General features: G+C 45.2%; 7 protein-coding genes and 1 pseudogene. 3 read left to right on the forward strand and 5 right to left on the reverse strand.

Translation table 11 applies throughout. The features are described 5' to 3' along the window. Positions 1–106 precede the first annotated feature (106 nt). The 3 genes from CTER_RS26050 (at position 107) to CTER_RS26060 (ending at position 4,135) form a co-directional block, all read left to right on the forward strand. Positions 107–1,420 (forward strand): alpha-L-fucosidase, encoded by a 1,314-nt coding sequence (locus CTER_RS26050; protein WP_004630939.1) that lies wholly within the window; start codon positions 107–109, stop codon positions 1,418–1,420. 124 nt (positions 1,421–1,544) lie between these two features. Further along, positions 1,545–2,855, forward strand: a complete 1,311-nt coding sequence (locus tag CTER_RS26055) for a M15 family metallopeptidase (RefSeq protein ID WP_004630882.1) — start codon at positions 1,545–1,547, stop codon at positions 2,853–2,855. A 104-nt stretch (positions 2,856–2,959) separates the two neighbouring features. After that, positions 2,960–4,135: an AI-2E family transporter gene (locus tag CTER_RS26060; RefSeq protein ID WP_004630812.1), complete on the forward strand. Its 1,176-nt coding sequence runs from the start codon at positions 2,960–2,962 to the stop codon at positions 4,133–4,135. A gap of 177 nt (positions 4,136–4,312) precedes the next feature. On the opposite strand, the gene CTER_RS26065 is transcribed toward CTER_RS26060, so the two are convergent. From CTER_RS26065 to CTER_RS26085, 5 genes and pseudogenes are all read right to left on the reverse strand, one after another. Further along, positions 4,313–6,064 carry an ABC transporter ATP-binding protein gene (locus CTER_RS26065; protein WP_004630969.1) on the reverse strand — a complete coding sequence of 584 codons (1,752 nt, stop codon included), beginning with the start codon at positions 6,062–6,064 and terminating at the stop codon, positions 4,313–4,315. Next, positions 6,061–7,872, reverse strand: coding sequence for an ABC transporter ATP-binding protein (locus CTER_RS26070; RefSeq protein WP_004630981.1), 1,812 nt, complete (start codon positions 7,870–7,872; stop codon positions 6,061–6,063). The genes CTER_RS26065 and CTER_RS26070 overlap by 4 nt, the downstream gene beginning before the upstream one ends. A gap of 71 nt (positions 7,873–7,943) precedes the next feature. Continuing rightward, positions 7,944–8,537, reverse strand: coding sequence for a TetR/AcrR family transcriptional regulator (locus CTER_RS26075; RefSeq protein WP_004630967.1), 594 nt, complete (start codon positions 8,535–8,537; stop codon positions 7,944–7,946). 249 nt (positions 8,538–8,786) lie between these two features. Then, positions 8,787–9,926, reverse strand: coding sequence for a metallophosphoesterase (locus tag CTER_RS26080; protein WP_040762203.1), 1,140 nt, complete (start codon positions 9,924–9,926; stop codon positions 8,787–8,789). A gap of 231 nt (positions 9,927–10,157) precedes the next feature. After that, a pseudogene (locus tag CTER_RS26085) lies at positions 10,158–10,566 on the reverse strand (hypothetical protein); the annotation flags it as partial.

Consider the following 10,566-nt stretch of genomic DNA (forward strand, 5'->3'; position numbering starts at 1 on the left):
AATAATCAGTTTTACACAAAAATCCGTTTCGTTTTTCCATTCAATTCTAGCATCTATTTTATAAAATATAAATATAAATACAAACTTAATCAGGAGGAGTATCCTTATGCAAAATTCAAATCCTGTTATCAGGGATAGAAACCAACGGACCGAATGGTTTCTGGAAGCCCGCTTCGGAATGTTCATCCACTGGGGCCTTTATGCAATTCCAGCACGGGGGGAGTGGGTCAGAAGTGTTGAAAAGATAAGCAATGAAGCTTATCAGAAATATTTTGAAGAATTCGATCCTGTTGCATATGATCCGGGGGCCTGGGCAAAAGCCGCTAAAAAAGCGGGCATGAAATACGCTGTTCTGACAGCCAAGCACCATGACGGCTTTTGCCTTTTTGACAGCAAGCTTACCGAATATAAATCCACCAACACCAAATGCGGGCGCGACCTTGTAAGGGAGTTTCTTGAAGCCTTCCGTGCCGAGGGTCTGAAGGTGGGCCTGTACTATTCGCTTTTAGACTGGCATCATGAGGATTATCCCGCCTTTGGAGACCCCTTTCATCCCATGAGGGAAAATGAAGAGTACAAAGACAGGAAAAGAGATTTTTCAAGATATGTGGATTACCTGCACGGTCAGGTTAAAGAGCTGCTTACGGAATATGGCCATATTGATATAATGTGGTATGATTTCTCATATGACAATATGACCGGTGAGACCTGGAGGGCTGCCGACCTGGTCAATATGGCAAGGCAGCTGCAGCCTCATATTCTGATCGACAACAGGCTTGACGGCAGCCAATCCATTAAAACCGGCAATCCCTTCACATATTCCGGCGATTTTGCTTCACCGGAACAATTGATACCTGCCAACGGCGTTACGGACGGCAGTGGAAACCCTGTTCCCTGGGAAGCCTGCATCACCCTGAACAATAACTGGGGCTATCATTCAAGCGACAGGAACTACAAATCTCCCAAGCTTATAATCCGTAAGCTTGTGGAATGCGTGAGCAAAAACGGAAATATGCTGCTCAACGTGGGGCCGGACGCAAAGGGCCAAATACCGGAGGAATCCCTGTCCATACTGGAGCAGGTCGGCAGCTGGCTGCGGCAAAACGGCAGCAGTATATACGGCTGCGGTAAAGCCGGGCTTCCAAAGCCCGACTGGGGGCGTTTCACCAGGAATATCAAAACCGGTAAAATATATGCGCATGTGTTTGAACAAAGTATTGGTGCCGTATGTGTGGAAAATCTCGCAGGGAAAGTCGGAAGTATCAGGCTGCTGAAGGACGGTTCCGAGATTCCCGTAACCAGGCCCTGGAATACTCATGATTATCCGGAGGATTTGTTCTTTAATTTTGGAATACCGGATGGAGCGACCTATCCCCTTCCGGATGATATTGATACGGTGGCCGAACTTGAATTAATATAATTTGTATTCAAATGCTCCAGGTTTTTGATATAAGCGGAAACCCGGAGCATTTTCTGCGTTTTGTTGATTTTAATACCGGCAGTAATATGATAAAATTAAAAGAAAACGCCCGGGAGCCTGAAAAATGACTAAAAGACAGCATTTCTGCATAAAATTTATCATAGCCGCTATTACAATAATAATGTGTATGAATATTGCCGGGGTTACTTCGGCAGAGGCTGCACAAGCCGCTATCAGGAAGACTGAGCTTGTGCTTGTGGAAGAACACAGCAAGGACTTTGCAATTGATTTGAAATATGCCACCTGCGACAACTTTGTCCAGAAAACCCTCTACCCTTCTCCAACCTGTGTCCTGACTAAAGGTACACTGGATAAACTGATAAAAGCAAACAACCTTGTCAAAAAACAGGGATATTCCATTAAAATCTGGGATGCATACAGGCCGCTGAGTATACAGAAAATAATGTGGGAGGCCACGCCGGATAAAAATTATGTAGCCAACCCATATCGTTCAGGCTCCAAACACAACCGGGGAGCCGCTGTGGATGTTACTCTTGTGGATAAAAACGGAAAGGAAGTCATTATGCCCACAGGATTCGATACTTTTTCAGAAAAGGCTTCACCCAATTATAAAGGCATGAGCGCCGAGCAGCGAAAAAATCTGAACGTTCTGTCCAAAGCAATGACAGCCTCCGGCTTCAAGCAGCTCAGCACCGAATGGTGGCATTTTGATGATACCGATTATAAAAATTATAAAATACAGGATGTCTCCCTGGACAAATATGACAGGACTGAATACGGCTTGAGCAGTAAAACCATTTCAGAACTGAAGTTTATGAAAGACAAAGATACCTCCCAGTTGATCGTTGTAACATCCAAATTAACCAATTCCTCAAACGTAGTAATCAATACATATGAAAAAAACAAAAACGGCTGGGTGAATGTACATAAGAATCTGAAGGGATATATAGGACAAAAGGGGTTTACAACCTCCAAAAGCGAAGGGGACAGGAAAACCCCCGTGGGTGCATACGAAATCGAAACCTGTTTCAGTAAGACCTCCGATGTGAAAACAGGACTTGAATTATATAGATATGATTCAAAAGACGTCTGGGTAGATGATCCGGAATCCCCGTATTACAATACTCATCAAAGAGAACCCGCAAACGGCCGCTGGAAGTCTGCAGAAAACTTCAGCAGTATGAAAAACGGTGTTTATGATGTTTTTTTTGATATAGGCTATAATCCTCAGAATATTAAAAATAAAGGAAGTGCAATATTTTTTCATATAATCAATCCCGGCATGACGCTCAAATACACCAGCGGCTGTATAGCTGCCGACAGAAAGGATGTCCTGGCCCTGGTGAAATGGCTGGATAGGGATAAATCTCCAATGATATTGCAGGGGCCGCTTTCAGATATTGTAAAATATTGATTGTATATTTTTTCATTTGACTCTATAATTTATGTTGACAAGGCACATAAGTGGGCGCCTGCGGCGTGCATAATATAAGTATAAAATATATTTACGAGGTACCTATGGATAATAAAACAAATTTTGTGTTCGGAGGTAAATTTTTCAGGTATGGCTGTTATTTACTGCTAACACTGCTGATAATATTTATGTTTGGGAAAATAGACTTCTTTTTTTCTCCCATCCTCAGCTTTATTTACTCTATAATATTCCCTCTTCTTTTCGGCGGGCTGCTTTTTTATATTCTCAGGCCGCTTGTAAACTTGCTTGAGAGAGGTAAAATCCCCCGCATTCTGGCAATAATCCTGGCTTTTATCATTGTGCTCTCGGCAATAGTTTTATTTTCTTCGTACACTGGTTCACTTGTAAAAACCCAGTTTACAGATTTCGCACAAAGTCTTCCCAGCCTGTATGAGAAGGCAGAAAATACTGTCAACAACCTGCTGAGCAGCAACATATTCGGTTATTTTGACCTTTCACAACTGCAAACTCCCGACATTGCCAATAAAATATCCGGGTTTGCCCAGAACCTGGTTAAAAATATAGGGAAAGGCACCATCAATTTCATCGGTACCATTACCAATGTAGGGTCAATAATAATTATCATACCCATCATATTGTTTTACCTGCTTAAAGACGGCCGCAAGTTCACACCCAGCGTTGTGAGGTTTGTGCCTGCCGCGCATAAGGACAATGTCAGAAAAATCCTGGCAGACATTGATTATGTATTATCCAATTACATTGCCGGTCAGCTTCTGGTAGCATTTTTTATCGGACTGCTCATGTATATAGGTTATCTTATTATTGGACTTAAATATTCCCTGATTCTGGCCATTTTTGCTATGGTAACCTGCATTATTCCGTTCTTTGGCCCATGGCTGGGTATAATCCCTGCCATACTGCTGTCCCTGGCTGACAATCCGTTTACGGCGGTCAAAATATTTATTGTGATGACAATTGTACAACAGATAGACAATAATTTTATTTCTCCCCAGGTAATGAAAAAGAGTATGGATATCCACCCTCTTACCGTAATACTTTTGTTGATGGGCATTATTCCGATATTTGGCTTAATCGGCCTGATCATAGTAATCCCCCTGTACTCTGCCATAAAAATAACCTTTAAAAATATAGTTGAAATGTATTATCCAAAATACGCTCAAACCCTTGAACTGGATAAACCGGCCCAACCGGTAAAGAAAAAAAACAACTGGAAGTTTAATTTTCCCAAGAAAAAATAATAAAACCGTTTCAGGGAAATTGTGCAAAAGAAATGTATTACAAAACTAATACTGCTTAAAAACCTGTATTACGGATCATAATTTTTCACATTATGATCCATAATATATGATTTTCATTTGCCTTATTTTATGGCACCCATCTGATTTGATATCTGTATTGCGGAAATTCGTCCGTTTTTATTGAATCCTCCAGCTTCCGGCTTTGCTTTGTTCTTCCCACAATCCGGCATACAGGCCGTTTTGCCTCAGAAGCTCGTCATGGTCACCGCTTTCTTTTACAGCACCGTTTTCCAGCACAATAATCTGCTCGGCATTGCATATGGATTGCAGCCGATGGGCAATGACAATCACTGTCTTTTCGGCAACCAGTGCGCTGATGGCCTGCTGGATCAGCACCTCATTTTCCGGATCCAGGGACGCAGTAGCTTCGTCCAGCAGGACAATAGGTGCATTCTTTAAGAGTGCCCTGGCTATGGAGATGCGCTGCTTCTCTCCGCCTGAGAGCGTAGAGCCGCCTTCACCCACAATGGTCTGATACCCATTTGGGAGAGCGGCAATGAAGTCGTGGCATGCCGCCGTCTTAGCGGCTTCTATGATTTCATCCATCGTCGCGTCCGACCTGCCCATGCGGATATTGGCTTCGATGGTGTCGTGGAACAGATACACGTCCTGAAACACCATGCTGATATAAGAAAGCAGTTCATCCGACTTCATATTCTTAAGCGGCACGCCGCCCAGCGTAACCGTCCCGCTGCCGGGGTCCCAAAAGCGCGCAGCCAGCCTGGTGATGGTGGATTTTCCCGAACCGGATGGGCCTACCAATGCTGTAATACTCTTTTCCGGGAAGCGCAGGCAGATGTCATGCAGAACCTCCAGGTTTCCATAGGAAAAAGAAACGTTTTCAAATTCAATATTCATATTCTCCGGCCTGGCGCCTGTTCCGGGCTCCTGCAAAGGCTGCTCGTTTTTCAACTCATTGATACGGGAGGCTGAACGATTTGTGCGGGCAAAATCGGAGATAAAGCCGAACAGTATCATAACAGGCTCATATATATTCAAAGACAGCAGCAGAAACGCGATGTAGTAGAAGGGCGGCAGCATACCCTTCGTCAGCAGCCAGGCGCCCGCAAGCATTACTATTCCCATGCCGCAATTGAGTATAAAGCGCCCGACCATACCCACAGGGGCGGCCGCCAGCTCCATGCCCACCGAGTGCCGGTGCTGCTTTTTAAAGGAGTTCTTCAGCGTTTCAAACTGCTGGCCCGCCATGTTGAAGGCCTTGAGCGTTTGAATGCCGCCCACATATTCAAGGATGCCCGATGCGGCATTTTGCTGCGCCTCCAGCAATTCACCGCTGATGTGACCCATTTTGCGGTAGCTCATAAATGCGAAGGGTAACGCCAGCGGAATAACCAGTACAACCGAGAGCATCATACGCCAATCAAAGACAGACAGTACGATTATTGCCAGAGCCAGGCGAACCAAAATCACCGAGATCTGAGGAATGAGACCCGAGGCCAGATTTTCCACCTCTGTGTAATCACGCAGCAGCACCGTAGACAGGTTGCCTGCATCTTTCCGGCCGAAAAAGCCCATGGACAGCCGTCTCAGATGCTCTCCCATGGAAATCCTGGCATTTTTCGTTGTGTCGGCAAAACCCACACAGATGTCGATGTACGTTTTCCGGCGAATAAAATGGTAGCTGATCAACTGCAATACCAGCACGCCGCACAGAATCCAAAGCCGGTTCCGCGGCAGCGGCGCGTCGGGCTCCGAGAACGGTATCAGCAGCATATATATGGCCATAAGCATAACCCCATAAGGGATGGTCACAGCAAAGCTGTCCAGAAAGTTCCACAAGGTCAGCCGGATATACTTTTTTGTTTCTCCAAAGGTAATGGTTTTAAACCAGCGTTTAAATTTCTTCATACCAATGCCGCCTCCTTCCGGATGGTCCAGCGGTCCCGCCGCTCGTTGGCTGCAATCATATTGCCGTACTGAGGGCAGTGCTCCAGCAGCTCGGTATGGGTGCCCTCTCCAAGCAGCTCACCATTTTTCATCACCAGGATACGGTTTGCATTTTCAACCGTCTTAAGCCGGTGTGCAATAATCAGCACCGTTTTATTTTTCGCCAGCCTTGCAAATGCCTGCTGGATGTTGGCCTCGTTTTCGGCATCGGCATATGCCGTTGCTTCGTCCAGGATAACGATGGGAGCATTCTTGAGGAAAACCCGGGCAATGGCGATACGCTGCTTTTCACCTCCCGAGAGGTATGCGTCCTTTTCGCCTATGACCGTATCATAGCCCATTGGCAGTGCCATAATCACCTCGTGGATGCCTGCGTTTCTGGCGGCCTGCTCCACCTCCTCTCCGGTGGCCTGCCTGTCACCCATCCGGATGTTGTTCTCTACAGTATCGTGGAACAGAAAGGAATCCTGAAACACATATGATACCAGCTTCATTAAACGGTACTGCGGAATTTCCCGGATATTCACACCGCCGATTTGTATGGTGCCAGCCTGCGGCTCGTAGAAGCCCAGCAGCAGCTGTGCCAAAGTGGATTTCCCCCCGCCCGAAGGGCCGACAATACCGGTGACGGAGCCCTGCTGAAGATGAAAAGAGACATTGTTCACCGCCTGCGATCCGTTCTGCTCATAGGCAAAGGACACACCGCTGAAGGTGATGTCGCAGGACGATGGATTTCCCGTCTTCCCATCAGCAAGCTCCTTCTGTTTCAAAATCCGGTCGATTCGGCTGACGCCTTCGGTAATACGCTTTGAATTCACCATCATTTGCATCATGTTTTCCATCGGTTCCTTCAACCCTCCGCCAACCAGGAAAAACAGCAGGATAACCGGCAAAAAATCCAGGTATGAGGAGGCTGTATAAATAAAAAGCAGGGATGCAGGCAGCAGGAATAGGAGCTGTGCTCCAAAGAAGGCGTAATACGCACCCATTCCAGGTGCAAAGTGATGTGCCGTACGCTCTACGGTTTCAACATAGTCCGAAACATCCCGTTCGTAACGGCGAAAGGCACTCAACGAACGGTTGAATATTTTTATCACCGGCATCCCATGTATGTATTCCACAATGGTCCCTTCCATCCTTTCCTTGGTGTCATGCATATCCACCTGGGTTTGAGCACCCTTTGGATTTTTCAGTCCGGCTGAAAGCAGAAATGTGGAAATAAGGATTGGAACCATTGTAACCAGTGCCAGCCTCCAGTCCATAATGAAAAGATAAACTATTGTAAAAACCGGGGTGGCTGTGGCTGCGGCCATATCGGCGATATGGTGGGCGATAAACACCTCAATCTGTTCCACATCATCCGATATGACCTTTTTGATGGCCCCTTGCGTGGTGCCGGTAAAATAGCCTGAAGGAATTCGGGAAAGCTTCTCCATTAACATTAAACGCAGCTCATAGATTATATCGTAGGCGGCGTCATGGGCCAATGCCGAGGATGCAAAGGCACAGATGCCATATACCAGGGCGGCGGCAAAGGTATAACCTACCAGCGTATAAATTTTTACTGTATCTACTTCTCCTATGGCGGTATAGTGTGCAAGCAGTTCTCTGATCACTCCATAAATCGTAAAAAAGGGCACAAGACGGGCGGCCGAGGTGAGAACAGACAGCAGGCAGGCAATAAGGAGCTTGTTCTTTTTTGATCCGGCCAGCTCTAACAGCCGTAAGACGCCGGTTTTTTCCTTCGGCGCACTGTTATTTTTGTTCATTGGCTTACTCCTTTCAAAAATAGATTTAATTCCAGTTAGCTATAACTAACCGACGTGCCGAAAAAAGCGTATTACACGCTTTCTTCAAAAATGCAGGAAAACAGGAGGTCATACATACGGTTCAGCGTCAGCTCCATAGCATCTGAGTACAGATCCTCCTGATGGAACATTGCGATGGCCATGATTTTGATGAGGTTGGCGGCCACCTTGTAATCGATGTCCTGCCGTACACCCTCCATATGACCAAAAAGACCGCCCATGACCTCGGCCTCGGCAGCCGGATCGATCCCATAGTCCGAAGGCAGGGCCGCGCACAGCTTGGCTTGATCTGCAGCAGTCAGGTATTGATAGATGCTGTCCTTGCTGAAAATGATCTGCTTCAGGAATGCTTTGCCTTCCTCAGCATTCATCTTTTCCCGCCCGCCCAGCGTGTCCATGAACATCTGTTTAGCCCGGTCCCGTTGGTATTTGATGATCTCATATACAAACATTTCCTTGGACGGAAAGAAGTTGTAAAAGGTGCTTTTACCAAGGCCTACCGCCTGGGTCACTTTTTCCACCGAGGCATGCGTCATCCCGTTCTCCTTGATGAGGGCAAATCCTGCGTCCAGCATTTTTATCCGGGCCTCTTCCCTCTCCTGCATTGCAAAAATTTTGGGCGACATAAACTCCCTCCTTTTGCGAACATTATACAATATTATACGACCATAATAAAATAATGGTCGTATAATATTGTATGCGTTTCCCGGCCATATGTCAAGAGCCAGTGACATTCTGGTATGATACTTTTGTGAAATTTTCGGACCGCGCATAAAGAAACCCGGAAAATAAAAAAAGCTGCACACTAATTTTTATTTTTAGTGCTGCAGCCCTTGATACCCTCTATTGACAATGTACATTGTTAATAGAGGGTATCATTCCGCAAAATCAATATTAAGTTTAATAATTTCGGATTGGCTGCCAATCCTCACTGTCGGCCCCCATGTGCCGTATCCGCAGGAAACCACCAGATTAAAGCCCCCGTCCTTTAAATATCCGAAATCTTCTTCAAACATCATATTTGTAACCAGGCTTGCAGGGAAGAACTGTCCGGCATGGGTATGCCCCGAAAGCTGAAGATCCACCCCTGCTTTCCTGGGCTCATCCAATTTTGAGGGCTGATGGTCAAGTACTATAACAGGCAGGCTGGTATCCACTCCCTCGAGCAATTCCGTCAAGCCGGCTCTTTTATGTCCGAATCTCTGTCCATCCATATCTTCCCTTCCCACAATATACAGGCTGTCATTTATTTTTACCGTCTTATCCCTTAACACTGTAACCCCGGTTTCTTCTATCATTTCAGTTATTTCCTCCACAGCATTGGAGTAATGCTCATGGTTTCCGGTTATAAAGTAAACCCCGGACCTTGCTTTAATGCCTTTAAGCTCCTCCAGCATGTTACCCTTCTTAACCGGCTTGACAGAACCATCGATCAGATCACCCGTTATGAAAACCATATCAGGCTCCATACCGTTAATTAATTCAACAGCATTTCTAAGCCTGTCCCTTCCCACAATTTCACCCAGGTGTACATCGGAGATCATTGCACATTTCAGCTGCTTTATATTGCCCGCTTTTTTATTTATCTTTATATCATACTCAGAGATTTTGGGTACTATGGCATTATAGGTGCCGACAGCAAGCAGGATTGCCACGGCCGCTATTACGGCAAATGCAATAAACCAGGTATTATTTTTAATAATTCCCGGAATCATATCCAGCTTTCTCCCAATAAAACCGAGTACATCAATGATTACTGCAAATCCGAGTAAATATACAAAAGCAGCGATCCAATAACCGCCTACAGTATTTAATATCCGTCCTACAGCCTCAGGCAAATAATTTCTTCCAGCCATACCAATTATATAGGAAGCTGCAAAAAAGATAATTATTATCCAGTATAGCAGCCTGTTTACGGGGAGCTTTGCGCTTATGCCGTTGTATCCCCGGATCCCGATATAGTAGTTCAGCAGCCCATAAATAATTACAAAAACTCCTATAAAAATAAATTGCATTATGTAACCCCTTTTATTCATATGTTTTACCTTTTTCTTAGTAAGATACTTACCCATATTTATTGCTTTGATTCATAGAGTTATAGAAAATATACCATATTAAGGCTTATGCTGACAATATGCTGCTGCTTTTTCATCATGGTTTTATTTTAAAAAAAGATACTCCATCCGGTATTATGGTCTGGAGTATCTTTATCAGGAAGAATTTCTCAATTTTATATATTTTATGTACTATTTGTCCGTTCTATATACCCTTAACTTCTCCATCTGGGCTTTAAGTTCATCGACGGTTGTTCCTTTTTTTGCTGCCATTTCCTCCAGTCTTTTCTGTGTTTCAGCCTCCAGCTTTGCTTTAGCGTCATCATAGGCCTTTATAACCGCATCCTCTTGAGCCTGGGTTATTGTTCCGGCCGTTACAAGGCTGTCCAGTAAATCCTTCGTTGTCTTATCGGTTCCCTTCTGAGACCTTAGCGCCTCCTGAACGGCTTTTTGCTGGTCTGCGGTTATGGTCCCTGCTTTCACCAGCTCAGAAAGAACATTACTGCGGGTTCCGGCTTTATTTCCCATACCTCTTTTATTGAATACCTGGGCTTTGTCTCCTTTTTCCTTCTCCATCTGGGCTTTAAGTTCATCAACGGTT

Origin of the sequence: Ruminiclostridium cellobioparum subsp. termitidis CT1112 (genome assembly GCF_000350485.1) — a bacterium.
Classification (GTDB): Bacteria; Bacillota; Clostridia; order Acetivibrionales; family DSM-1351; genus Ruminiclostridium; species Ruminiclostridium termitidis.

Coding starts and splice junctions, on each gene's coding strand:
- CTER_RS26050 (WP_004630939.1), top strand. CDS start 107: ATGCAAAATTCAAATCCTGTTATCAGGGATAGAAACCAACGGACCGAA.
- CTER_RS26075 (WP_004630967.1), bottom strand. CDS start 8,537: ATGTCGCCCAAAATTTTTGCAATGCAGGAGAGGGAAGAGGCCCGGATA.
- CTER_RS26060 (WP_004630812.1), top strand. CDS start 2,960: ATGGATAATAAAACAAATTTTGTGTTCGGAGGTAAATTTTTCAGGTAT.
- CTER_RS26070 (WP_004630981.1), bottom strand. CDS start 7,872: ATGAACAAAAATAACAGTGCGCCGAAGGAAAAAACCGGCGTCTTACGG.
- CTER_RS26055 (WP_004630882.1), top strand. CDS start 1,545: ATGACTAAAAGACAGCATTTCTGCATAAAATTTATCATAGCCGCTATT.
- CTER_RS26065 (WP_004630969.1), bottom strand. CDS start 6,064: ATGAAGAAATTTAAACGCTGGTTTAAAACCATTACCTTTGGAGAAACA.
- CTER_RS26080 (WP_040762203.1), bottom strand. CDS start 9,926: ATGCAATTTATTTTTATAGGAGTTTTTGTAATTATTTATGGGCTGCTG.